Genomic DNA, 21,779 nt, shown 5'->3' on the forward strand with positions numbered 1-21,779 from the left:
TGCATGGCAGGTCCCCGCAGCGGGCGGGGGCCCAGGTCAGGGGAGAAACCATGCCGCACACGAAGCGCCGTCGCCTCGTGACAACCGCCGTCGCCGTCGCGCTCGGCGCCACCGCCCTCGCCGCCTGCGGCTCCGGGGACGACAGCAAGTCCGAGTCCGGCCCGGTCTCGCTGACGTACTGGACCTGGACCCCCGGCATGGACAAGGTCGTGGACCTGTGGAACAAGGGGCCGGGCAAGAAGGAGCAGATCACCGTCACGGTGAAGAAGCAGGCGTCCGGCGACACGCTGATCACCAAGATCCTCACCGCGCACAAGGCCAAGAAGGCGCCGGACCTGGTGCAGGCCGAGTACCAGGCACTGCCGACCCTGGTCAGCAACAACGCGCTGGCGGACATCTCCCAGCAGGTCGGTGACGTCAAGGGCAAGTTCGCCGACGGCGTGTGGCAGCAGACCACGCTCGGCACGGACGCGGTCTACGCGGTGCCGCAGGACATCGGCCCGATGATGTTCTACTACCGCCAGGACCTCTTCAAGAAGTACGGGCTGAAGGTCCCCACCACCTGGGACCAGTTCGCCGCGACCGCCCGCGAACTGAAGAAGAAGGCGCCGGACAAGCAGCTGACCACCTTCTCCGCCAACGACTCCGGCCTCTTCGCGGGTCTGGCCCAGCAGGCCGGCGCCAAGTGGTGGACCGCCTCCGGCGGCAAGTGGAAGGTCGCGATCGACGACGCGGCCACCCGGAAGGTCGCCACGTTCTGGGGCGGCCTGGTCAAGGACGGCCTGGTCGACAACCAGCCGATGTACACCCCCTCCTGGAACAAGGCCCTCGACACCGGCAAGCAGATCGCCTGGGTGAGCGCCGTGTGGGCGCCGGGCACCCTCACCACCGCCGCGCCGGACACCAAGGGCAAGTGGGCGATGGCCCCGCTGCCGCAGTGGTCGGCGACGAAGGACGTGACCGGCAGCTGGGGCGGCTCCTCCACGGCCGTCACCACCGACTCCGCGCACCAGGACGCCGCGGCCAAGTTCGCCGCGTGGCTGAACACCGACCCCGCCGCCCTCGACGCCCTGGCCAAGGACAGCGGCATCTACCCGGCGTCGACGTCCGCGCAGCTCAGCGGGGCGTTCTCCAACCCGCCGGAGTACTTCTCCAACCAGGCCGACTTCTACCCGAAGGCCGCCGAGATCGCCAAGACCACCGCGCCCTCGGCCTGGGGCCCGAACGTGAACGTCGCCTACGCCACGTTCAACGACGCCTTCGGCGCCGCCGCCAAGAACAAGTCGGACTTCACCTCCGCCCTGAAGCAGATGCAGGACGCCACGGTCGCCGACATGAAGAAGCAGGGCTTCGAGGTCTCCCAGTGACAAGCCCCGCCCGCCGGAAGTCGTACGGGGTCAAGGGGGCCCCGTATGCCTTCCTTTTCCCCGCCACACTCCTCTTCGGACTCTTCTTCGCACTGCCCATCGGCTACGCCGTCTTCCTCAGTTTCCGCAAGACGCACATCTCCGGGCTCGGCCTCGGTGCGAACGCGCGGCAGGAGGTCTGGGCCGGGGTCGAGAACTACACCGACGCCTTCCAGGACAGCGAGCTGCTGCACGGCGCCCTGCGGGTGCTCGGCTACGGCTGCATCGTCGTCCCGGTGATGCTGGGCCTCGCCCTGCTGTTCGCCCTGATGCTGGACTCCGAAAAGGTGCGGTTCACCCCGTTCACCCGGCTCGCGATCTTCCTGCCGTACGCCGTCCCCGGCGTGGTCGCGGCGCTGCTGTGGGGCTTCCTCTACCTGCCGGACGTGAGCCCCTTCTACTACGTCCTGGCCAAGCTCCAGCTGCCGCAGCCGAACCTGCTGGACGGCGGTCCGCTCTATCTCGCCCTGTCGAACATCGCGGTCTGGGGCGGCACCGGCTTCAACATGATCGTCATCTACACCTCGCTGCGGTCCATCCCCGCCGAGGTGTACGAGGCGGCCAGGCTGGACGGCGCCACCCCGTTGCAGATCGCCCTGCGGATCAAGATCCCGATGGTGGCGCCCTCGCTGGTGCTGACCTTCTTCTTCTCGATCATCGCGACGCTCCAGGTGTACAACGAGCCGACGACCCTCAAGCCGCTCACCAACTCCGTCGACACCAGCTGGAGTCCGCTGATGAAGGTGTACCAGGACGCCTTCCACCGGAACGACATCTACTCGGCGGCGGCCGAGGCCGTCCTGATCGCCCTGGTCACGCTGGTCCTGTCCTTCGGTTTCCTGCGGACCGCGAACCGCCGCAACAAGCAGGAGGCGCGATGAGCACCCTTGCCGTCCACAAGGCCGCCCCGGCGGCCGGCGCCACCCCCGGAACGGCGCGGCGCCCGCCGCTGCGCCGCCGGATCGCGCTGGTGCCGACGATCACCCTGCTGCTCGGCGCGGTCTACACGCTGCTGCCCGTCGCCTGGGTGGTGATCGCGTCCACCAAGTCCGGGCGCGAGCTGTTCTCCACCTTCACCTTCCTGCCGGGCACCGGGTTCACCCAGAACCTCAAGGACCTGAACGCCTACCGGGACGGCATCTACTGGGAGTGGATGGGCAACTCCGCCCTGTACGCCGTCCTCGGCGCCCTGCTGTCGACCGCCGTGTCGGCGTTCAGCGGCTACGCGCTCGCCACCTACCGGTTCAGGGGCCGCGAGACGATGTTCAACATCCTGCTCGCGGGCGTGCTGATGCCGCCGGTGATCCTCGCCGTGCCGCAGTACCTGCTGCTGGCGAAGGCGAACCTCACGGACTCCTACCTGTCCGTGCTGCTGCCGCAGATCCTCTCCCCGTACGGCGTCTATCTCGCCCGGATCTACGCCTCCGCCGCCGTCCCCGCCGATGTGGTCGAGGCCGGGCGGATGGACGGGGCGAGCGAGTGGCGGATCTTCACCCGGATCGCGCTGCCGATGATGATCCCCGGCATGGTCACCGTGTTCCTGTTCCAGTTCGTCGCCGTCTGGAACAACTTCCTGCTGCCGTACATCATGCTCAGCGACGACGAGAAGTTCCCGCTCACGCTGGGTCTGTACACCCTGCTGGAGCAGGGGGCCAACACGCCCGCCCTGTACACCCTGGTGATCACGGGCGCCTTCCTCGCGGTCCTTCCGCTGATCGCCCTCTTCCTGGTCATCCAGCGGTTCTGGAGCCTGGATCTGCTGTCCGGGGCCGTAAAGTCATGACCATGAGCAATCCGGGGGGACGGCGAAGGCCGCCGACGATCCACGACGTGGCGCGCGAGGCCGGTGTCTCGCGCGGCACCGTCTCGCGCGTGCTCAACGGCGGCCACTACGTCAGCCCCGCCGCGCAGGAGGCGGTCAACGCCGCCATCCGCAAGACGGGATACGTGGTGAACCGGCATGCCCGATCGCTGATCACCGGGCGCTCCGACTCCGTCGGCTTTCTGCTGACCGAGCCGCAGGAGCGGTTCTTCGAGGACCCCAACTTCAATGTGCTGCTGCGCGGTTGCACCCAGGCGCTGGCCGCGCACGACGTCCCGCTGCTGCTGATGCTGGCGGGCACCGACGACGAACGGCGGCGGATAACGCGGTACATCACCGCCGGGCATGTCGACGGGGTGCTGCTGGTCTCCAGCCACTCCGGGGATCCGGTCGCCGAGGAACTGCGCGCGGCCGGTGTGCCGCTGGTCGCCTGCGGCAAGCCGATGGGGCTGGGCTCCAAGGTGAGTTACGTCGCCGCCGACGACCGGGACGGCGCCCGGGACATGGTCCGGCATCTGCTGTCGCTGGGCCGGCAGCGGATCGGCGTGGTCACCGGCCCGCTGGACACCCCCGGCGGTGTGGAGCGGCTCGCCGGGTACAAGGAGGTGCTCGCCGAGGCGGGCATCCCCGTGGACGACCGGCTGATCGTCTCCGGCGACTACAGCCGGGCCAGCGGTGAGGCGGGCGCGGAGCGGCTGCTGGCGCAGGCCCCGGACCTGGACGCGGTGTTCGTCGCGTCCGACCTGATGGCGCAGGGCGTGCTGACGGCCCTCCAGCGGGCCGGTAAGCGGGTGCCGGATGACATCGCTGTCGGCGGCTTCGACGACTCGCCGGCGGCGACCGCGTCCTCCCCGGAGCTGACCACCATCCGGCAGCCGTGGGACCGGATCAGCAGTGAGATGGTCCGGGTGCTGCTGGCGCAGATCGGCGGGGAGGACCCGGCGGCGGTGATCCTTCCGACGGAGTTGGTGCGCCGGGAGTCCGCCTGAGCATGCCGGGGTGCCCGGAACCGGTCAGGATCGAAGAAGCACGGGCGGGCGTCCCGGGCCTAGCGTGAAAGCACCGGCGGGCACCCCCGCCGGTGCACACAGCTCAGAAGGAGTGACGTCCCATGACCGCCGGCCTGCAAACGATCATCTACCCCGTCAAGGATCCGGAGCGGGCGAAGGCCCTGTTCACCGCGTTGCTGGGGGTGGAGCCCTTTGTCGACGCGCCGTACTACATCGGGTTCAAGGCCGCCGGGCAGGACATCGGCCTCGACCCCAACGGACATGCCCAGGGGCTGACCGGGCCGGTGCCGTTCTGGCACGTCACCGATCTGCGCGAGCGGCTGACGGCCCTCCTGGCGGCGGGCGCCGAGCTGCTCCAGGACGTGCGGGACGTGGGCAACGGCAGGCTCGTGGCCTCGGTGAAGGACCCCGACGGCAACCTGGTGGGGCTGCTTCAGGATCCGGTCGGCTGATCGGCGTCGTACGGCCCGCCGGGCCCACTAGTTGCACACTCAACGAGTGGCTGGTTCGGTGCTACGGTGCGGGTATGGCAGTCACGACGGCCGACGCCCGGCTCGAGGAGCGGTGGCGGGACATCCTCGCCGTGCACGCGCGCACGATGTGCGAGATCGACCGGGTGCTGCACCCGTACGGGCTGGGCGCCAGCGACTTCGAGGTGCTGGACATCCTGGCCGCCGAGTCGCCCGCGGAGGGCGACCAGTGCCGGGTGCAGAACCTGGTCGGCCGGGTGCACCTCAGCCAGAGCGCGCTGTCCCGGCTGATCGGCCGGCTGGAGAAGGACGGCCTGGTGGAGCGCTCGGTGTGCGCGGAGGACCGGCGCGGTGTGTGGGTGGCCCTCACCCGCAAGGGCCGCGAACGGCACGCCGAGGTGCTGCCGTTGCAGCGGGCGGCACTGGAACGCACGCTCCCCGGTCAGCAGAGCTAGAACAGCAGCTCCGCGCCGTCCGGCAGGATCTCCGCGCCGTGTGCGGTCACCCGCTCGTGGGCCGGTGAGCCGGGGTCCAGCAGCGGGTTCGTGTGGTGCAGGTGGGTGTAGATCCGGCGGGGGACCGCAAGGCGGGCCAGGGCGGCCAGGGTGCCGTCCGGGCCGTCGACGGGCAGATGGGCCGGGGGCGCCTGTCCGGTTCCGGGCCGCGCCACCGCCGTACCGGAGGCGTCCGCGGTGAGGAAGGTGCCGTCCAGCAGCACGCAGTCGGCGTCGGCGCACAGCTCGTCCAGGACGGGGCTCCAGGTGCCGACGCTCGGCGCGTACACCAGCACTCCCCCGGTGGCCAGGTCCTCGACGCGGTACGCGGTCCGCCACGGCCCGGCGGGCTCGGGGGCCGCCCCCGGTACGTACGCCGGGGTGCTCGCGCCGACCGGGCGGGCGGTGACGACAAGGCCGCCGGCCAGCACGAAGCCGCCGTCGGCGAGGCTGTCCGCCCACTCCCAGGGGGCGTAGCGGCCGAGGGCGGCGCGGGCCGGGGCGAGGGCGGCGCGGACCGGCCCTGCCGCGTACACCTTCAGGTCCGCCGCCCCCCGCAGCACCCCCAGGCCCATGGTGTGATCGGCCTCGGCGTCGGTGAGCAGGACCCCGCGCAGCGGGCCGGTCCGGCGGCTGGATCCGGGCCACATGGCGGGGGTGGCCGCGAGCTGGGCGCGCAGATCGGGCGAGGCGTTCAGCAGCCACCAGTCGCGCCCGTTGCCGGTCACGGCGGCGCACTCCTGGGTCCGGGCGGGCAGCTTCCCGTCCCGGGCGGCGGCGCACCGCTCGCAGGCGCAGTTCCACCGCGGGAAGCCGCCCCCGGCGGCCGTGCCCAGCAGGACGACCCTCACGGCCATCGGCTCCTTCACCTCGCCCCGGTCTCTCCCGCTGGGGTCTTCCCGGCGGCGGGGCGGGTGACTACTCCGCGGCGGGGGCAGTTCCGGCCGTCCTGCCGCGGCCGCTCACCGCACCAGCAGGGTGCGCACCCCCTGTGACGTCAGGGTGAGGGCGTGGGGTGAGCTGCCGTCGATGGCCAGCGAGAGATCCTCCTCGGGCCATTGCGAGGCCAGGGCGCCCAGGGGGATCAGGCGGTAGCGCGAGACGAAGGGCAGCAGGTCGGCCATCTCGCCCTCGGTGGTGAACACGGGGACGACCTGGTCTCCTCCGGGCTGTTCGAGGACGGGCAGGGCCACCGTCGTGGCGTCGGCGCCCTCCCCGTCGACCGCGTCGTCGGGCACGGGTACGAGTACGTCGCTGTGCGCGAGGGTGTCCAGGGCGGCCTGGTCCTCGGCGTTCTCGGTCAGCGCGTCCAGCGCCTGCTGGGCCGGTGTCGGCAGGGCGTCGTGTGCGGGTGTCTCCATGGCAGGTCCCCTGGTAGCGGCTGTGGTACGGCCTCCCGGACAGCTGCGCGCCGGGCGGCTTGGGCCTCGCGTACCCGGTGCGGGCCGGGCCATGCGCGCCGCGTGCACCGGAGCCGCGTGCACCGGTCTCCTGGACAGCACCGTCCTGCGCGGCGGTCAGCCGAAGGCGGCGGCCAGGTGGCAGCGGGCGGGGTCGAGCAGGCTGACGAGGTGTTCGACGAAGGAGCCGTCGACGGCGCGGCTGGTGCGCCGCAGCTCCAGGAACCAGTCCCCCGGCGCCCGCCGCAGCGCCTCGGCCTCCCGGGCGTCGATCGGCCGGCCTCCCATCCGCTGCTCGCCGTGGTCGGGCCGCAGCCCGGCCCGCAGCAGCGCCTCGGCGGGCGACTGGGCGCCGGGCTGGGCGGGCAGCTCGCGGATGCCGGGCACCGGCGGCAGAAAGCTGCGCTCGTACGTCAGGACGGTGCCGTCGGCGGCCAGCGAGGTCCGCTCGACGCACACGAACATGTCCTCGTCCAGGCGGAGTTCGGCGGCGAGGGCGCTGTCGCGCGTCTCGTGCACGGCAAGGGTGCGGACGGCGCCGTCGCCTCCGTGGCGGGTCACGACCCGGGCCCGGCCGGGCCGGTCGTCCGGCGGCCGGCCGTCGAAGAGGACGTAGGACCCCTTGCCGGTGCGGGTGGCGATCAGGCCCTGTGCGCTCAGGTCGGCGAGGGCCGCGCGGACGGTCGTACGGCTGACTCCGAACCGCCGGGCCAGGGCGTGCTCGCCCGGCAGCCGCTCCCCGGCGCGGCTGCGGCCGGTGCGGATCTCCCGGGCGAGGGTCCTGCTGATCTGCTGGTGTTTGAGCGGGACACCGGTCACGGCCCGGCCCCGGCGAGCACCCCGGCGATGCTGGTGACCCGGACCAGCGGCCGGTACAGCTCCATGATCTGGAGCGCCTTGAGGTGGGAGTCGTCGTCGGCGCCCGCGCAGGCGTCCGCGACGACCAGCACCTCGGTGCCGGCGTCGGCCGCGGCCAGCGCGGTGGACAGCACACAGCAGTCCGTGCTGACCCCCGCCAGCACCAGCCGGCCGCCCACGCCGACGCGGGCGGCCAGCTCGGGGGTCCACTTGCCGAAGGTGGCGGCGTCCAGGACCGTGCCGGGTACGTCGGCGAAGCCGTCGGTGAGCTGCCAGAGCGCGGCGTCCGGCGGCTGGAGCGCGAAGGGCCACTGCTCGTAGTAGGCGCGCCAGGCGCCGGCCGGGTCCCGCGGGGCCAGGAAGCGGGTGAAGGTGACCCGGCCGGTGAACGCCGGCAGCAGGGCCTTGACGCCGGCCGCCGCGTCCGCGTAGCGGGGGGTGGCCCAGGGGCTCGCCGGGTCGGCGAAGACCCGCTGCATGTCGATGACGGCGAGGTGGCCGGCGTTCACGGGCTGAGCACTTCCTCGGTGGCTGTCGGGCTCGGTGCCTGCGCCTCCTGCGCCCGCACCCGGCCCCGGCGGAGCAGCAGCGTGCCCAGGAAGGCGAGGGCGAGGGCGGCCAGGACGCCCAGGTTGGCGAAGGCCCAGGCGCCGGTCTTGCCGCCGAGGCCGAACGGCGCCAGGAGGTAGCCCTGCCAGGTGAGCCAGGACGCGGCACTGTTGGTGACCAGCCCCCAGCCGAGGGCGGTGGCGGCGAGGGTGAGCAGCAGGGGCGTCAGGGGTGCGTCGCCGTAGCGGCCGTGCGGGCGGTAGAGATCCGTCTCGTCGTAGTCGCGGCGGCGCAGCGCGAGGTCGGCGAGCATGATCCCGCACCAGGCGGCGATGGGCACGCCGAGGGTGGTGAGGAAGCCCATGAACTGGCCGAGGAAGTCGCCGGCGAAGAAGACGATGTAGACCGCGCCGGCGATCATCAGGACACCGTCGAAGAGGGCGGCCACCGGGCGGGGCACCCGCACCCCGGCGGAGAGCAGCGCGAGGCCGGAGGAGTAGATGTCGAGGACCGTGCCGCCGACCAGGCCCAGCACGGCGACCACGGCGAAGGGCACCAGGAACCAGGTGGGCAGGATCGTGGTGAGCGCGCCGATCGGGTCGGCCGCGACGGCCTTGCTGAGCGTCTGCGAGGAGCCGGCCAGCAGCAGCCCGAAGACCAGCAGGAGCAGCGGGGCGACGGAGCCCCCGAAGGTGGTCCAGCCGATCACGCCCCGGCTGGAGGAGCTGCGGGGAAGGTAGCGGGAGTAGTCGGCCGCCGCGTTGACCCAGCCGAGGCCGAAGCCGGTCATCATGAACACCAGCGCGCCGATGAACTCCTGCGGCGATCCGGACGGCAGGGAGCTGACGGCGGACCAGTGGATGTGGTCGGCGACGAGGCCGAAGTAGACGACCGTCAGAATGCCGGTGATGACGGTGATCGCCGTCTGGAGCCGCATGATCAGGTCGAAGCCCATGACTCCGCCGAGGACGGTCAGCGCGGCGACCACCACGAGGGCGGCGACCTTGGTCTCGGTGCCGCCGCCCCAGCCGAGGCGGTCGAAGACGGTGGCGGTGGCCATGGTGGCGAGCGCGGCGAGGACGGTCTCCCAGCCGACGGTGAGGATCCACGAGATGACGGACGGCAGCCGGTTGCCGCGCACGCCGTAGGCGGCCCGGCTCAGCACCATCGTGGGCGCGGAACCGCGCTTGCCGGCGACCGCGATGAATCCGCAGAGCAGGAAGGAGACGACGATGCCGAGGACGCCCGCGACGAGCGCCTGCCAGAAGGAGATGCCGAAGCCGAACGCGAAGGCGCCGTAGCTCAGTCCGAGGACGGAGACGTTGGCCCCGAACCAGGGCCAGAACAGCACGCGGGGTGTGCCCTTGCGCTCCGCGTCCCCGATGACGTCGAGTCCGTGCGTCTCCACCTGCATCGGGCGCGCGGTGGATCTGTGGTCGAGGGGGTCCTGCTGGTACGTCATCTCCGAGCCACCTGCCAAACCTGTCCAGACGTGTCCGCTGCACGCTAGGCGGGGGCCCGGAGAGCGTCAAGAGGGTGCCAACTGCCGTATGACACAGGCATGTTGTTTGGCAGCAAGCTGCCATTCCGGCGGTGCGCGCCGGGTGTCGTGGCGCATGGCGTCAGCGGTCGAACTCCTCCTGGATCGGTGTCCTCGGCTCCTCCCGCAGATGCTGGGCGAGACCGGGCTTGCCGCCGTGCCGGGCCTGCCCGGTGCCGTCCTCCTCGGTGTCCTCCCCCTCGGCCTGGGAGGGGGTGGTGCGCGGCGGTTGGCCGGCCGTCGCGGTGTCCGGTTCCCGCTCGCCCTCGGCCTGGGACGGGGTGTCTTCGCTCATGGGGGCCTCACCTGCCTCTGTGCGGCCCCCGAGTACCCGGACGGCGCCGCTCCCATGACCGGACGGAATCCATGAATCCGCTTCGCTCCCGGGGGTACCTGACCGGTCCGGCGCGGCACCTCGCGCCGGGGACATGACCGAGCCCCATCTCACCGCCTGGAGGAACCATGGCGGAGGTCAGCAAGGCGGTCTTCCGGGACAAGTGATCCCGGGCCACCGGGCACAGCCGCGCGGCGGCCGGTCCCCCGGGGGCCGGTCGCCGCGCCGCGCCGGTCCGGCGGACCGGTTTCAGCGGTCCGCCCGTGTCAGCAGTGCGCCAGTGTCAGCAGTACGGCGGGGCGTCAGAGCTTGGCACCGAAGTCCTGGGTCCACCACGGCCCGCCCGGGCCGGTGTGCACGCCCACACCCAGCTCCTTGAAGGAGCAGTTGAGGATGTTGGCGCGGTGGCCGGGGCTGTTCATCCAGGCGTCCATCACGGCCTTCGGGGTCGGCTGGCCCTGGGCGATGTTCTCCCCGTAGGTGGACCAGTTGTACCCCGCCGCGGTGATACGCCGGCCGGGGTCGGCGCCGTCCGGGTTGACGTGGTCGAAGAAGTGCCGGGCGGCCATGTCGTCGGAGTGGCCCTGCGCGGCCTTGTCCAGGAGCGCGTTCTCGGTGACCGGTCCGCAGCCGGCGCTCGCCCGCTCCTGGTTCACCAGGGCTATCACCTGGGCGACGGTGCCGGTGGCCGGCGGAACCGGCCGCGGGGTGGCGGAGGGACGCGGCGCGGCGGACGCCGTCCGGGTGGGCGTGGGCTTGGGGGTGCTGGCCCTGTGCGTCGGGCGGGGGCTCTTCTTGGCGGTGGTCTTCTTCTTCGTCCGGCGCGGGGACGGTGACGGAGACGGGTCGGCCGACGGCGAGGCCGCGGTGGTGCTCGGGGCGGCGAGGTCGACACTGGGCGCACCCGCGGTGCGCGCGGCGCCGGTGTCCTGGGTGCGCGGTGCGGAGCCGGGGCCGACGTACCACAGGCCGCCGCCCGCCACACAGGCCGCCACCACGGCCCCGCCCAGCGCGCGCCGCCGCAGCCGCCGGCGCCGCCGGGCCTCGCCCCGGGACCCCGGCCGGCGGGGCGGCGCACCGGTGTCGGTGCCGAGCGGGGCGGCGGAGCCGGTGTCGCCCGGGCCGGGCTGCGCCGCGGGGAGGACCTGGGTGACCTGGGTGCCGAGCGGGTCGGCCGGGGCCGGGTGCGGCGGGAGCGGGGCGGTGGCCGCGGCCGGGGCGGTCGCCGCCGCGGCGGACCGCACGGTGGTGAGCAGCGCCGACGACACCGCGACCAGGGCCAGCCCGGCGAGCAGCCCCTCGGCGGGGAGCAGCCCCTGCCACAGACCGCCGCAGCGGGCGCAGTCGCGGGCATGCCGGGCGATCCGCTTGCGCCACAGCGCCGAGGGCAGCCGGTCCCAGGTGGCCAGGGTGGCGCTCAGCTCCGTACACAGCGGCCGGGAGTCGAGCGCCCGGACGACCACCCGGGCCGCCTCCAGCCGTGCCTTCATCCGCTGCACGCGGACCGCGGTGTGCTGCGGCGACAGCTCCAGGGCGGTGGCGACCTCGGCGCGGGTCAGTTCGCCGGCGCACTCCAGCCACCACAGCGCCAGCACCTCCTGGTCGTCCGGCTCCAGCCAGCGGGTGGCGGCGGCGGTCTCCCGGCGCTGGCCGGACAGCTGGAGCCGGACGATGGTCAGGTCTACGAAGTCGGCGCCCGGGTCGGCCAGGTCGGCGGCCTCCTCGACGGCGCCCGGGGCGAACTGCCGGTCCTGCCGGTGGGCCCGGACCCGGTTCATCGCGATGGCCACGAGCCAGGAGCGGAAGCTTTCGGGGGTGCGCAGGTCGCCGAGCGCGTCGAGGGCGCGGAGCATGGTCTCCTGGACCACGTCGTCGACGTCGACCGAGCCGTTCAGTGCCCGGCCCACGATGTTGTAGACCAGCGGGAGGTAGGCGCTGACCAGGGCGTCCTGGGCCGCCGGGTCGCCCGCCCGGGCAGCGTTCACCAGTGCGGCCGGCCCCACCGTGCGCTGTGTACTCATCAAAGCTTCCCTGTTCTCGTCGCCGAACGGTGCTGTCCGATATCTGGGAGACCGCCGAGGGGCGCGCGGATAACAGTTACTCGGAGAGATGTTCGACTTCTTCGGCGAGTCGTTCGCGGCGAAGGGTCACAGCATCGGCGGCGGACCGCAATGGGCGACGTCACACCGGTCGGCGGCGATTTGCCTTGGAGTGCACTCCAGCAGCCACACTGATCGCGACCGAGTACCTGCCGAGAAGGGGAATGACGGCGGCCCATGACGACGACGGACAAGGCGGCACATCCGCTGCCGTACGACACCTACCGCGCGGCGATCGAGGAGGAGACCCGGCGCTTCGCCGCGGCGGTCGAGGGGGCCGACCCCGGGCGGGCCGTGCCCTGCTGCCCCGACTGGACGCTGGCCGACCTCACCCAACACGTGGGTTCGCTCCAGCGCTGGTTCTGCGCGCTGCTGACCCGGCGGGTGCAGGAGCCGCCGCGCAGCCGTGACGTGGAGCTGGGGCTGCCCGAGCGGGCCGAGGAGTACCCCGGGTGGGTGGCGGCGGGGGTGCCGCAGGTGGCGGACGTGCTGCGGGACACCGATCCGGACGCGGCGATGTGGACGTGGGGCGCGGACCCGCACGCGCGGTTCTGGGCCCGCCGCATGCTCTTCGAGACGCTGGTGCACCGGGTGGACGCGGAGCGCGCGGTCGGCCGGGAGCCGGCCGTCGACCCCGTGCTGGCGGCCGACGGGGTGGACGAGTTCCTGGTCAACCTGCCGTACGCGGGGCTCTTCGCGCCCGGGGTGACGCAGCTGCGCGGCACCGGTGAGACCATCGCCTTCCGCAGCACGGACGGCGAGGAGTGGCCGGTACGGCTGGACACCGACGGTTTCCGGCTGCTCACGACGCCGGAGGCCGGTCCCGCCGGGTCCGCAGCGCACACGGTGACGGTACGGGCCACCGCTGCGGACCTGCTGCTCCTGCTCTACGGGCGGCGCACGTACGGCGAGCCCGGCTACGAGATCACCGGGGACACCACCGTGCTCGACCGCTGGTTCGCCCACACCGCGTTCTGACCCCGCCGGTGCTTCCCGGCGCCCGGCCCGTGCTGGTGTCCGGGCGCCGGGACTGGTAGGGATGGGCTGTGCGATTCGAGCGTGTTCCCATGCCGGCGGGGGTTGCCGACCGGCCGAGGGACGTACGGGGGTATCCGGTACCGGCGATCACACCGTGGGAGGGGGAGGAACCGCAGTTCGCGCTGACCGACTACGAGCGCAGCGCCCGCTGCGCGGCACAGCGGCTGTGCTCGGTGTGCGGCCGGGGCATGCCGCAGGGCCCGGTGTGGCGGGTGGTGGGCCCCGCGGAGAGCGCGGCGATCGCGGAGGCGCTGGCCGCGGACCGGCCGTACCGCAATCTCGCGCCGACACTGGAGGGGCCGGGGCACCGCGCGTGCATGCTGTACGCGTCGATGGTGTGCCCCTATCTGGCCCGGCCCAACGCCCGGCGCGGGCTGTCGGCGGAGCAGCCGGACGAGATGACCGCGCATGTGGTGCGGGGCGCCGCGCGGGGCACCCTGGGCGCGGTGGTGGGCTTCGCCGAGTTCGAGTACGCCATCACCAGCAGCCAGGTGCTGTTCCGGTTCCTCGACGTGGTCGAGTTCCTGCCGCACGACTCGGCGGATGTGCACCTGGACGAGCTGCGGGCCGAGCTGGCCCGGACGGACCGGTGACCCGCACCGCTCCGCCCTGACCCGCCCGGCCCGTGGTACCGCCGGGATCAGGGGCGGTAGGCCGCCAGACCGGTCGTCGTGGTGACCTTGGTCGGGTGGCCGGTGCCGTCGGCGCGCAGGGTCACCGTGCCCGACGGGGTGCGGGCCGCGAGGGTCTTGCCGTCGGGCGACCAGGCCGGCTCGGTGTAGTCGGTGGTGGCGTGCGGGGTGAGGTCGGTGATGCGGCCGTTGTGCTCGAAGTCCTCCACGAGGAGGTGGTCGTGCCCGGCGACCGAGCGCACGAAGACGACCTTCTCCTCGTTGGGCGACAGGGCCGGCTGGGAGCCCTTGGTGAGCTTGCCGCCCTGCTGGCGCAGGTAGTCGTCGCGGATGTAGACGGCACCGGTGTCGACGTTGGCGTACACCGCGGTGCCGTAGTGGCCGCCCGCGTTCGGCCAGACGTTGCCGGTCTGCGGCACCGCACCGCCCGGCTCCGGGTCCCCGGCGAGGGGCAGCGTCTTCGGCGTGCCGTGGACGGCCTTGGCGGAGACGTACTTCAGCCGGGAGACGTCCTTGGCGCGGGCGGCGAAGATGAGGTTGTCCTTGGCGGGGATGCCGTTCTGGGTGTCCTTGGCGGTCACCTGCCAGGTGGGGTGGGACCAGTTCTGGTTGCCCGGGTTCTTGGCGACGACCACCCGCCCGCTGCCGTCCGGGTTGGCGATGTCCAGGTTGCCGGAGCCGTCGATGAAGGCGGCCTTGGCGCCGTTCGGGGACCAGGCGAGGTCCCGGACAGGCACGTGGAAGTTCACCCGGTGGCCGTCGATCAGCACGTACTTGGTGCCGTTGCTGACGGTCAGGGCGGAGTGGCCGGTGGCGGTGGCGGCCGAGGCGGCGCCGGAGAGGCCCAGCAGTGCGCTGCCGGTGACGGTGGCGGCCACCGCGATGGCGGCGGCGGTGGTGCGGGTACGCGTGGTCATGACGGATTTCCCCCAGGAACGTCTACAGGTGGTCGGTACTGCAACGCCAGAGCCGCTCCGCCGTCCCCCGGGGCCCGCTGCGGGCCGCGCGACCGTCTGCCGCTCTGTTCGCTGCCGAGCCTGTCAGGCGCCGATCCTGGAACGGTCCGTTCGGCGTCACAGGGCCGTAACACGCCCGGCCGGCAGAGGAGAGAACGAGGCGGGAAAGGCGGTGGTTCTCCATGACGTACGTCGCCGTGACCGGGCTCAGCCACCCCGGACTGATCCGTGAGCGCAACGAGGACAGCCTGGTGGTCGGGCCGTGGACGCTGTGCGCCACCGTGACGGAGAGCCCGCAGACGCTGGTGTTCCCGCTCGGTACGCCGCTCGTCGTCGCGGTCGCCGACGGGCTCGGCGGGCAGCCGGGCGGTGAGCTGGCCAGTGCGCTGGTCGTGCGCCGGCTCGCCGCGACCGGGGACCGCCTCGGCACCGAGGACGACGTGCGCGAGGCACTGCACGCCTGCAACCGCGAGGTGTTCGCGGCCGCGGCGGAAGCGGGCGGCGCCCTGGCCACGATGGGGACGACCGTGGCGGGCGCTGTCGTCCTGCCCCGGTCGCTGCTGGTGTTCAACGTGGGCGACAGCCGGGTCTTCGCCGCGCCGCCGGACGGGGTGCTCCAGCTCAGCACGGACGACAGCCCCCCGCTCGCACCCGGGCGGCGTACCACCACGCTGGTGACCCAGTGCCTCGGCGGCACCCGGGGGTACCGCCCGGTGGTCCCGCATGTGACAGCCGCTCCCCTCGGCCCCGGGGACCGCTGTCTGATCAGCACCGACGGCCTGACCGACCCGTTGCCGAACGAGATGCTGGACGCCGTGCTGCGCGAGTACGACGACGGACGCGCCGCCTACGAGCTCTGGAAGGCCGCGATCTCGGCCGGCGGGCCCGACAACATCACGCTCGCCCTGGTGCGCGTCGCGGAGTGACGAAAGGCCCAGGAGCGCGTCAGCGGCTCGGGGGTGCACCGTGCAGGAGCCGGACGGTGAGCGTGCCGTCGGGGCCGTCCTCGACACGGGTGCCGTACGCGCGGCTGTGCCGGTCGAGGGTGGCGCGCAGCCAGGCGGTGTCCTCGGGCGGGGCGTGCTCCAGCCGCATCCGGCGGGCCCGCAGCGGCACCATCCGCAGGCCGGCCAGCCGGCCGGTGTCCGCCGCCACCGAGACCAGGTAGAGCACCCGCAGGTCGTCCCGGTACCGCTCGTAGCCGCCGATGCCCTCGTAGTCGTCGACGAGGTCGCCGCAGCCGTACAGGACGAGCCGGCCGCCGTACACCTCCAGCGGGCGGGGGTGGTGCGAGGAGTGCCCGTGCACGATGTCCACGCCGGCGTCGACCAGTGCGTGGGCGAAGCGGACCTCGGCGCGGGAGACGCCGTAGCCCCAGTTCGGGCCCCAGTGGACCGAGGCGACCACCAGGTCGCCGGGCCGCCCGACCTGGCGCAGCCGGGCGGCGAACGCGGCCGCGGCGGCCGGCGACGGCTCCGCGACCAGGTCGACCCCGGCGCACCGGCCGGTGGCGGCCCAGCGTCCGGGGATCCCGCTGGAGGGCATCCCGAAGGAGAAGAGCAGCACCCGTCCGCCGGTAACGAGGGGCACGGTCGCCGGTCGCCGCGCGGCCGTCTCGTCCCGGCCCGCGCCCGCCGTCCGCAGCCCCGCCCGCGCCAGGACGTCGAGCGTCTCCGCCAGACCGCGCGGGCCGAAGTCCAGCACATGGTTGTTGGCCAGCACGCAGACGTCCGGGCGGACCGCGGCCAGGCACGGCAGGTTGGCGGGGTGCATCCGGTAGTGCACCCCCTTGCCGGGGGCGAAGTCCCCGTCGGCGGTGACGGCGGTCTCCAGGTTGATCACCCGTACGTCGGGCGCGGCGGCGTCCAGGAGCGGCAGGGCCTCGCCCCAGGGCCAGCGGAAGTCGACGGGCCGGGGAATCGGCCCGTTCGCCGCCTCGGCCAGCTCGACGTAGGCCCGGGCGTCGCGGACGTACGCCTCCCGCAGCGCCGGATCACCGGGGTGCGGAAGGATCTGGTCCACTCCCCGGCCGAGCATCACGTCCCCGGCGAGGAACAGGGTGACCAACCCGTCGTGCACCCTTCCACGCTAGGGCACTCTCCCTCGGCCGAAGAGAGAGGACGTGCGGGCGATCAGGCGACCGCCGGGCGCGCCCGGTCGCCGGGTTCGTGGTGGATGGGCGTGGTGGAGCCGGTCAGCGGTACGCCGGTGCCGCCCCGCCGGGTGGCGACGATCTCCGCCACGATCGACAGGGCGGTCTCCTCGGGGGTCCGGGCACCGAGGTCGAGGCCGATCGGCGAGTGCAGCCGGGCCAGTTCGGCGTCGGTCAGGCCCTCGGCCCGCAGCCGCCGGTCGCGGTCCTCGTGGGTGCGGCGGGAGCCCATCGCGCCGATGAACGCCGCCGGCCTGCGCAGGGCCTCCGTCAGCAGCGGTACGTCGAACTTCGCGTCGTGGGTGAGGACGCACAGGACCGTGCGGGCGTCGGTCCCGGTGCGCCGCAGATAGCGGTGCGGCCAGTCGACGACGACCTCGTCGGCGTCGGGGAAGCGGGCCGGGGTGGCGAAGACGGGCCGGGCGTCGCACACCGTCACGTGGTAGCCGAGGAACTTCCCGGCCCGGGCCAGCGCCGCCGCGAAGTCGACGGCGCCGAACACGATCATCCGCGGGGGCGGCACGTTCGACTCGACCAGCAGGGTCAGCCCGCCGGGGCAGTGCGAGCCGTCGGCCCAGAGCTCCACCGTGCCGGTACGGCCCCCCTCCAGCAGGGCGCGGGCCTCGGCCGCCGCCGTCCGGTCCAGCTCCGGGTGGCCGCCGAGGCCACCCTCGACGGTGCCGTCGGGCCGGACCAGCAGGCCCCGGCCGAGCAGGCCGGCCGGGCCCCGGGCGACCCGGGCGAGGGCCGCCGGCTCACCCCCCGCGGCGGCCGCCAGGGCCGCCGCGAGGGCGGTGCGCGCGGGTGCCCCGGCGGTCACCGGCGTGATCAGCAGGTCGATCGTCCCGCCGCAGGTCAGTCCCACGGCGAAGGCGTCCTCGTCGCTGTAGCCGAACCGTTCGACGACGGCGGCGCCGGTGTCCAGTGCCGTACGGCACAGGTCGTACACCGCGCCTTCCACGCAGCCGCCGGAGACCGAGCCGATGACGGTGCCCGCGCGGTCGACGGCGAGCGCGGCGCCCGGGCCGCGCGGCGCGCTGCCGGCGACCGCCAGCACGGTGGCGACGGCGAACTCCCGGCCCTCCGCGATCCACGCGTGCAGTTCCCCGGCGAGGTCAAGCATCCCGTGTCCCGGCGGCGGCCGACAGGACACGGTCCGGCCGGATGGGCAGGCTGCGGTGGCGTACCCCGGTGGCGTGCCAGACCGCGTTGGCGACGGCCGCGGCGGCGCCGACGGTGCCGATCTCGCCGATGCCCTTGATCCCGACCGGGTCGTCCGGGTCCGTCTCCTCGATCCAGTCGGCCTCGATGCGGGGCACGTCGGCGTGGGTCGCCACGTGGTAGCCCGCGAGATCGGGGCCGACATGGCCGCCCGAGGCGCGGTCCCGGACCGCCTCCTCGTGCAGGGCCATGGAGATGCCCCAGATCATGCCGCCGCGGAACTGGTTGCGTGCGGTGAGCGGGTTGATGATCCGGCCGGCGGAGAAGATGCCGAGCATGCGCCGTACCCGCACCTCGCCGGTGGCGGTGTCCACGGCGACCTCGGCGAACTGGGCCCCGTAGGAGTGGCGTTCGGCCGGGGCGAGGGAGCCGAGGGCCTCGGTGCTGTCCGAGCGCACCGTGATGCCCTCCGGCGGGAGGTCGGCGCCGAGCGCCAGCCGTTCGCGCAGTTCCCCGGCGGCGATCTTGACGGCCCAGGCCCAGGAGCGGGTGCCCATGGAGCCGCCGGCGAGCATCGCCGGGCCGAAGTCGCTGTCCCCGATGTGCACCCGGACCCGCTCCGGGGCCACCTCGAGCGCGTCGGCGGCAACCTGGGTGAGCGCGGTACGGGCTCCGGTGCCGAGGTCGGCCGCGGCGATCCGGACGGTGAACGTGCCGTCGGGGTGCGCGGTCGCCGAGGCGGTGGACGGTCCGGCACCCGCCATGAAGGAGGCCGCCGCGGTACCGGTGCCGAGCAGCCAGCGGCCGTCCCGGCGCAGTCCGGGGCGCGGGTCGCGGTCGGCCCAGCCGAACCTGCGGGCGCCCTCCTGGAAGCAGGCGGCCAGGTTGCGGCCGGCGAACGGCAGGCCGGACACCGGGCCGACCTCGGGTTCGTTGCGCAGTCGCAGCTCGATCGGGTCGATCCCGCACCGCTCGGCCAGTTCGTCGAGCGCCGCCTCCAGCGCGAAGGACCCGGGTGCCTCGCCCGGGGCGCGCATGAACGTCGGGCTCGGCACGTCGAGCCGTACGACGCGGTGGGCGGTGTAGTGGGCGTCGGCGTCGTACATCACCCGGGCCACCCCGGCGCTCGGTTCCACGAACTCGTACACGGTGGAGGTGACGTTGACGGCCTGGTGCTCCAGGGCGCGCAGGCGTCCGTCCGGGTCGGCGCCGAGCCGGACGCGCTGGACGGTCGGGCTGCGGTAGCCGGTCAGCGAGAACATCTGACGCCGGGACAGCACCACCCGCACCGGCCGCTGGAGGACGGTCGCGGCCATGACGGCGGCCACCTGGTGGGCGCGGGCGCCCTTGCTGCCGAAGCCGCCGCCGACGTGTTCCGAGCGCACCCGGACCGCGGCCGGGTCGAGCGAGAACAGGTTCACCAGTTCCACCGAGACCCAGGTGACGCCCTGGTTGGAGTCGATCACCTCCAGCCGTCCGTCGTCCCAGCGGGCGGTGGCCGCGTGGGGTTCCATCATGGCGTGGTGCTCTTCGGGGGTGGTGTACTCGGCGTCGACGACGACGGCGGACGCGGCCAGCTGGGCCTCGATGTCGCCCTTCTCCGTCACCGCCGGCATATGGCCGTCCGCCAGGTAGGCGTCCGGGCGCGTGGCCGCGAAGTCGACGTCGTGGGGCTCCTGTTCGTAGTGCACCACGAGCGACTCGGCGGCCTCCCGGGCCTGCTCGGAGGTTTCGGCGACGACGAGGGCCACCGGCCAGCCCAGGTGGGGCACCCGGTCGTGCTGGAAGACGGCGCAGGTCGGGTCCGGGCTCCCCAGCATGCCGGCGTACTCGGTGTTGAGGCGCAGGGCGTTGCGGTGGTCCAGGACGGCGATGACGCCCGGCATGGCGAGGACGGGCTCGGTGTCGATGGCGCGGATGCGGCCGCGGGCGACGGTGGACAGCACCAGCCAGCCGTGGGCGAGGTCGGCGAAGGGCACCTCGCCCGCGTACCGGGCCGCTCCGGTGACCTTGTCGCGCCCCTCGACGCGGGTGCGGGCGGTGCCGACGGCGGGCGCCGGCGCGGACGTCCGTGCGGGGGCGGTGGTCATCGTGCGGCCTCCTCGGCGAGTTCGGACAGGACGGCGACCACGAGGTTGCGCACGAGGTCCACCTTGTATCCGTTGTGCGGCAGCGGCCGGGCCGCCGCCAGCTCGGCGTCCGCGGCGGCGGCGTAGGTCTCGGGGCCGGCCGGCGCACCGATCAGGGCCCGCTCCGCCGCGACGGCCCGCCAGGGACGGGAGGCGACGGCGCCGAAGGCCAGGCGCGCGTCCTGTACGACGCCGTCACGGACGTCGAGCGCGGCGGCGACGGAACCGATGGCGAAGGCGTAGGAGGCGCGCTCGCGCACCTTGCGGTACCGGGAGCGGGCGGCGACCGGCGCGGGCGGCAGGGTGACCCCGGTGATCAGCGCGCCGGGCGGCAGCGCGGTCTCGCGGTGCGGGGTGTCCCCGACGGGCAGGTAGAAGTCGGCGAGCGGCAACTCCCCCGGCCCGTCGGCCGTTTCGTACCGTACGACGGCGTCGAAGGCGGCCAGGGGCACCGCCATGTCCGAGGGGTGTACGGCCACGCAGTGCGCGGAGGCGCCCAGCACGGCGTGGTTGTGGTGTTCGCCCTCGACGGCGGGGCAACCGCTGCCGGGCACCCGCTTGTTGCAGGGCCGGGTGACGTCGGTGAAGTAGCCGCAGCGGGTGCGCTGGAGCAGGTTTCCGCCGACCGTGGCCATGTTGCGCAGCTGGCCGGAGGCGCCGGCCAGCAGGGCCTGGGCGAGCGCCGGGTAGCGGCGCCGCACCTCGGGGTGGGCGGCGAGGTCGCCGTTGGTGACGGTGGCGCCGATCCGCAGTCCGCCCTCGGGCGTGGACTCGACCCGGTCCAGCGGCAGTTCGCGGATGTCGACGAGCCGGGCGGGGCGCTCGACACCGGCCTTCATCAGGTCGACGAGGTTGGTTCCGCCGCCGAGGAAGCGGGTGTCCGGGTCGGCGCCGAGCAGGGCGACGGCGCCGGCGACATCGGACGCCCTCTGATATTCGAACTCCCTCATGCCACGGTCTCCTTCGCGTCCGCCGCGGGGTGCGCGCGGCCCTTGTCCGTGCGGGCCGCGGCCGCGCGGGCCACCGCCTCGACGATGGAGACATAGGCGCCGCAGCGGCACAGGTTGCCGCTCATCCGCTCCCGGATCTCCTCCTCGGTCAGCTCCGGCGGCCCGGCCTCGGGGCGGATGTCCGCGGTGACGGCGCTCGGCCAGCCCGCCGCGTGCTCCTCGATGACGCCGATCGCCGAACAGATCTGTCCGGGGGTGCAGTAGCCGCACTGGAAGCCGTCGAGATCGAGGAAGGCCTGCTGGACCGGGTGCAGCTGCTCGCCGTCCGCCAGGCCCTCGACGGTGGTGATCTCGCGGCCCTCGGCCGCCACGGCGAACTGCAGACAGGCGACCGTCCGGCGCCCGTCCAGCAGGACCGTGCAGGCGCCGCACTGCCCCTGGTCGCAGCCCTTCTTGGTGCCGGTGAGCTCGAGGCGCTCGCGCAGCGCGTCGAGCAGGGTGGTGCGGTGGTCGACGGGCAGTGTGTGCTTCTCGCCGTTGATCTTCAAGGTGATGACACTGGACGTCGATGAGTCCATGGGCTGCTTCTTTCGCGGTTCCAGAACTGACGGGACTGGGCTGACCGTGGGATCGGACTGTCGGTGGACTGTCGTGCGAAGCGAAGGCGCGGCCGCGTGACGCCGTGGGCCTGGACGGTGACGCACCGGCGTCTGTCGTCCTCCCCTGTCCGCGGCTATGGTGGAGTCAACCGGACAGCTGTCCGGTCACTTGGAAAAGTA

At 73.4% G+C, this 21,779-nt stretch carries 22 protein-coding genes; 9 read left to right on the forward strand and 13 right to left on the reverse strand.

Annotation, left to right across the window (positions count from 1 at the left end; genetic code table 11):
- Positions 1 to 50 precede the first annotated feature (50 nt).
- The 6 genes from ACZ5CZ_RS29130 (at position 51) to ACZ5CZ_RS29155 (ending at position 5,163) form a co-directional block, all read left to right on the forward strand.
- Positions 51 to 1,367 (forward strand): ABC transporter substrate-binding protein, encoded by a 1,317-nt coding sequence (locus ACZ5CZ_RS29130; protein WP_468947255.1) that lies wholly within the window; start codon positions 51 to 53, stop codon positions 1,365 to 1,367.
- Positions 1,364 to 2,287, forward strand: coding sequence for a carbohydrate ABC transporter permease (locus ACZ5CZ_RS29135; RefSeq protein ID WP_468947257.1), 924 nt, complete (start codon positions 1,364 to 1,366; stop codon positions 2,285 to 2,287). Before ACZ5CZ_RS29130 ends, ACZ5CZ_RS29135 begins: the two co-directional genes overlap by 4 nt.
- Positions 2,284 to 3,189 (forward strand): carbohydrate ABC transporter permease, encoded by a 906-nt coding sequence (locus ACZ5CZ_RS29140; protein WP_385841261.1) that lies wholly within the window; start codon positions 2,284 to 2,286, stop codon positions 3,187 to 3,189. Before ACZ5CZ_RS29135 ends, ACZ5CZ_RS29140 begins: the two co-directional genes overlap by 4 nt.
- Complete coding sequence (locus ACZ5CZ_RS29145) at positions 3,186 to 4,217, forward strand: LacI family DNA-binding transcriptional regulator (protein WP_385841262.1); 1,032 nt, start codon at positions 3,186 to 3,188, stop codon at positions 4,215 to 4,217. Before ACZ5CZ_RS29140 ends, ACZ5CZ_RS29145 begins: the two co-directional genes overlap by 4 nt.
- A gap of 122 nt (positions 4,218 to 4,339) precedes the next feature.
- A complete protein-coding gene (locus ACZ5CZ_RS29150; protein ID WP_385841264.1) occupies positions 4,340 to 4,690 on the forward strand; it encodes a VOC family protein in 351 nt (116 codons plus the stop codon).
- A 74-nt stretch (positions 4,691 to 4,764) separates the two neighbouring features.
- On the forward strand, positions 4,765 to 5,163 hold the full coding sequence (locus ACZ5CZ_RS29155; RefSeq protein WP_385841266.1) for a MarR family winged helix-turn-helix transcriptional regulator: 399 nt from the start codon (positions 4,765 to 4,767) through the stop codon (positions 5,161 to 5,163).
- On the opposite strand, the gene pqqB is transcribed toward ACZ5CZ_RS29155, so the two are convergent.
- From pqqB to ACZ5CZ_RS29190, 7 genes are all read right to left on the reverse strand, one after another.
- The gene (pqqB, locus tag ACZ5CZ_RS29160) at positions 5,160 to 6,059 is read right to left on the reverse strand and encodes a pyrroloquinoline quinone biosynthesis protein PqqB (protein ID WP_385841267.1); all 900 of its coding nucleotides are present in this window, start codon (positions 6,057 to 6,059) and stop codon (positions 5,160 to 5,162) included. The genes ACZ5CZ_RS29155 and pqqB overlap by 4 nt on opposite strands.
- A gap of 105 nt (positions 6,060 to 6,164) precedes the next feature.
- Complete coding sequence (locus tag ACZ5CZ_RS29165; protein ID WP_385841268.1) at positions 6,165 to 6,563, reverse strand: SseB family protein; 399 nt, start codon at positions 6,561 to 6,563, stop codon at positions 6,165 to 6,167.
- Between the two features lie 156 nt (positions 6,564 to 6,719).
- Positions 6,720 to 7,421 carry a GntR family transcriptional regulator gene (locus tag ACZ5CZ_RS29170; protein ID WP_468947260.1) on the reverse strand — a complete coding sequence of 234 codons (702 nt, stop codon included), beginning with the start codon at positions 7,419 to 7,421 and terminating at the stop codon, positions 6,720 to 6,722.
- On the reverse strand, positions 7,418 to 7,969 hold the full coding sequence (locus tag ACZ5CZ_RS29175; protein ID WP_468947262.1) for a cysteine hydrolase family protein: 552 nt from the start codon (positions 7,967 to 7,969) through the stop codon (positions 7,418 to 7,420). The genes ACZ5CZ_RS29170 and ACZ5CZ_RS29175 overlap by 4 nt, the downstream gene beginning before the upstream one ends.
- On the reverse strand, positions 7,966 to 9,471 hold the full coding sequence (locus ACZ5CZ_RS29180; RefSeq protein ID WP_385841272.1) for a purine-cytosine permease family protein: 1,506 nt from the start codon (positions 9,469 to 9,471) through the stop codon (positions 7,966 to 7,968). Before ACZ5CZ_RS29180 ends, ACZ5CZ_RS29175 begins: the two co-directional genes overlap by 4 nt.
- Positions 9,472 to 9,631: 160 nt before the next feature.
- The gene (locus tag ACZ5CZ_RS29185) at positions 9,632 to 9,844 is read right to left on the reverse strand and encodes a hypothetical protein (RefSeq protein WP_385841273.1); all 213 of its coding nucleotides are present in this window, start codon (positions 9,842 to 9,844) and stop codon (positions 9,632 to 9,634) included.
- Positions 9,845 to 10,185: 341 nt separating this feature from the next.
- Positions 10,186 to 11,904, reverse strand: a complete 1,719-nt coding sequence (locus ACZ5CZ_RS29190) for a sigma-70 family RNA polymerase sigma factor (protein ID WP_468947263.1) — start codon at positions 11,902 to 11,904, stop codon at positions 10,186 to 10,188.
- Positions 11,905 to 12,159: 255 nt separating this feature from the next.
- On the opposite strand from ACZ5CZ_RS29190, the gene ACZ5CZ_RS29195 reads away from it, so the two are divergent.
- Both ACZ5CZ_RS29195 and ACZ5CZ_RS29200 read left to right on the forward strand, forming a co-directional pair.
- Positions 12,160 to 12,960, forward strand: a complete 801-nt coding sequence (locus ACZ5CZ_RS29195) for a maleylpyruvate isomerase family mycothiol-dependent enzyme (protein WP_468947264.1) — start codon at positions 12,160 to 12,162, stop codon at positions 12,958 to 12,960.
- 89 nt (positions 12,961 to 13,049) lie between these two features.
- A complete protein-coding gene (locus ACZ5CZ_RS29200) occupies positions 13,050 to 13,613 on the forward strand; it encodes a hypothetical protein (protein WP_468947266.1) in 564 nt (187 codons plus the stop codon).
- Between the two features lie 47 nt (positions 13,614 to 13,660).
- Here the strand turns inward: ACZ5CZ_RS29200 and ACZ5CZ_RS29205 are convergent, their stop codons facing one another.
- On the reverse strand, positions 13,661 to 14,569 hold the full coding sequence (locus ACZ5CZ_RS29205; RefSeq protein WP_385841278.1) for a TolB family protein: 909 nt from the start codon (positions 14,567 to 14,569) through the stop codon (positions 13,661 to 13,663).
- Positions 14,570 to 14,790: 221 nt separating this feature from the next.
- Here ACZ5CZ_RS29205 and ACZ5CZ_RS29210 point away from each other — a divergent pair, with 221 nt between their 5' ends.
- Positions 14,791 to 15,534 (forward strand): PP2C family protein-serine/threonine phosphatase, encoded by a 744-nt coding sequence (locus ACZ5CZ_RS29210; protein WP_468947268.1) that lies wholly within the window; start codon positions 14,791 to 14,793, stop codon positions 15,532 to 15,534.
- A gap of 19 nt (positions 15,535 to 15,553) precedes the next feature.
- Here ACZ5CZ_RS29210 and ACZ5CZ_RS29215 read toward each other — a convergent pair whose 3' ends face one another.
- From ACZ5CZ_RS29215 to ACZ5CZ_RS29235, 5 genes are all read right to left on the reverse strand, one after another.
- Entirely contained in the window at positions 15,554 to 16,645 is a 1,092-nt protein-coding gene (locus tag ACZ5CZ_RS29215) for a CapA family protein (RefSeq protein WP_468947370.1), read from the reverse strand.
- A 95-nt stretch (positions 16,646 to 16,740) separates the two neighbouring features.
- Positions 16,741 to 17,883, reverse strand: a complete 1,143-nt coding sequence (locus tag ACZ5CZ_RS29220) for an XdhC family protein (RefSeq protein ID WP_468947270.1) — start codon at positions 17,881 to 17,883, stop codon at positions 16,741 to 16,743.
- Positions 17,876 to 20,011 (reverse strand): xanthine dehydrogenase family protein molybdopterin-binding subunit, encoded by a 2,136-nt coding sequence (locus ACZ5CZ_RS29225; RefSeq protein ID WP_385841285.1) that lies wholly within the window; start codon positions 20,009 to 20,011, stop codon positions 17,876 to 17,878. The genes ACZ5CZ_RS29220 and ACZ5CZ_RS29225 overlap by 8 nt, the downstream gene beginning before the upstream one ends.
- Entirely contained in the window at positions 20,008 to 21,000 is a 993-nt protein-coding gene (locus ACZ5CZ_RS29230) for an FAD binding domain-containing protein (protein WP_385841286.1), read from the reverse strand. The genes ACZ5CZ_RS29225 and ACZ5CZ_RS29230 overlap by 4 nt, the downstream gene beginning before the upstream one ends.
- Positions 20,997 to 21,578 carry a (2Fe-2S)-binding protein gene (locus tag ACZ5CZ_RS29235; protein ID WP_450786496.1) on the reverse strand — a complete coding sequence of 194 codons (582 nt, stop codon included), beginning with the start codon at positions 21,576 to 21,578 and terminating at the stop codon, positions 20,997 to 20,999. The genes ACZ5CZ_RS29230 and ACZ5CZ_RS29235 overlap by 4 nt, the downstream gene beginning before the upstream one ends.
- Between the last annotated feature and the right edge of the window lie 201 nt (positions 21,579 to 21,779).

Source organism: Streptomyces sp. NPDC031418, assembly GCF_055581605.1.

What these genes read in the sequence shown, in the direction of transcription:
- ACZ5CZ_RS29130 (WP_468947255.1), top strand. Translation starts at nt 51, where the DNA reads ATGCCGCACACGAAGCGCCGTCGCCTCGTGACAACCGCCGTCGCCGTC.
- ACZ5CZ_RS29210 (WP_468947268.1), top strand. Translation starts at nt 14,791, where the DNA reads ATGACGTACGTCGCCGTGACCGGGCTCAGCCACCCCGGACTGATCCGT.
- ACZ5CZ_RS29225 (WP_385841285.1), bottom strand. Translation starts at nt 20,011, where the DNA reads ATGACCACCGCCCCCGCACGGACGTCCGCGCCGGCGCCCGCCGTCGGC.
- ACZ5CZ_RS29220 (WP_468947270.1), bottom strand. Translation starts at nt 17,883, where the DNA reads ATGCTTGACCTCGCCGGGGAACTGCACGCGTGGATCGCGGAGGGCCGG.
- pqqB (WP_385841267.1), bottom strand. Translation starts at nt 6,059, where the DNA reads ATGGCCGTGAGGGTCGTCCTGCTGGGCACGGCCGCCGGGGGCGGCTTC.
- ACZ5CZ_RS29200 (WP_468947266.1), top strand. Translation starts at nt 13,050, where the DNA reads ATGCCGGCGGGGGTTGCCGACCGGCCGAGGGACGTACGGGGGTATCCG.
- ACZ5CZ_RS29165 (WP_385841268.1), bottom strand. Translation starts at nt 6,563, where the DNA reads ATGGAGACACCCGCACACGACGCCCTGCCGACACCGGCCCAGCAGGCG.
- ACZ5CZ_RS29235 (WP_450786496.1), bottom strand. Translation starts at nt 21,578, where the DNA reads ATGGACTCATCGACGTCCAGTGTCATCACCTTGAAGATCAACGGCGAG.
- ACZ5CZ_RS29185 (WP_385841273.1), bottom strand. Translation starts at nt 9,844, where the DNA reads ATGAGCGAAGACACCCCGTCCCAGGCCGAGGGCGAGCGGGAACCGGAC.
- ACZ5CZ_RS29140 (WP_385841261.1), top strand. Translation starts at nt 2,284, where the DNA reads ATGAGCACCCTTGCCGTCCACAAGGCCGCCCCGGCGGCCGGCGCCACC.
- ACZ5CZ_RS29180 (WP_385841272.1), bottom strand. Translation starts at nt 9,471, where the DNA reads ATGACGTACCAGCAGGACCCCCTCGACCACAGATCCACCGCGCGCCCG.
- ACZ5CZ_RS29195 (WP_468947264.1), top strand. Translation starts at nt 12,160, where the DNA reads ATGACGACGACGGACAAGGCGGCACATCCGCTGCCGTACGACACCTAC.
- ACZ5CZ_RS29145 (WP_385841262.1), top strand. Translation starts at nt 3,186, where the DNA reads ATGACCATGAGCAATCCGGGGGGACGGCGAAGGCCGCCGACGATCCAC.
- ACZ5CZ_RS29205 (WP_385841278.1), bottom strand. Translation starts at nt 14,569, where the DNA reads ATGACCACGCGTACCCGCACCACCGCCGCCGCCATCGCGGTGGCCGCC.
- ACZ5CZ_RS29215 (WP_468947370.1), bottom strand. Translation starts at nt 16,645, where the DNA reads ATGCTCGGCCGGGGAGTGGACCAGATCCTTCCGCACCCCGGTGATCCG.
- ACZ5CZ_RS29150 (WP_385841264.1), top strand. Translation starts at nt 4,340, where the DNA reads ATGACCGCCGGCCTGCAAACGATCATCTACCCCGTCAAGGATCCGGAG.
- ACZ5CZ_RS29155 (WP_385841266.1), top strand. Translation starts at nt 4,765, where the DNA reads ATGGCAGTCACGACGGCCGACGCCCGGCTCGAGGAGCGGTGGCGGGAC.
- ACZ5CZ_RS29230 (WP_385841286.1), bottom strand. Translation starts at nt 21,000, where the DNA reads ATGAGGGAGTTCGAATATCAGAGGGCGTCCGATGTCGCCGGCGCCGTC.
- ACZ5CZ_RS29190 (WP_468947263.1), bottom strand. Translation starts at nt 11,904, where the DNA reads ATGAGTACACAGCGCACGGTGGGGCCGGCCGCACTGGTGAACGCTGCC.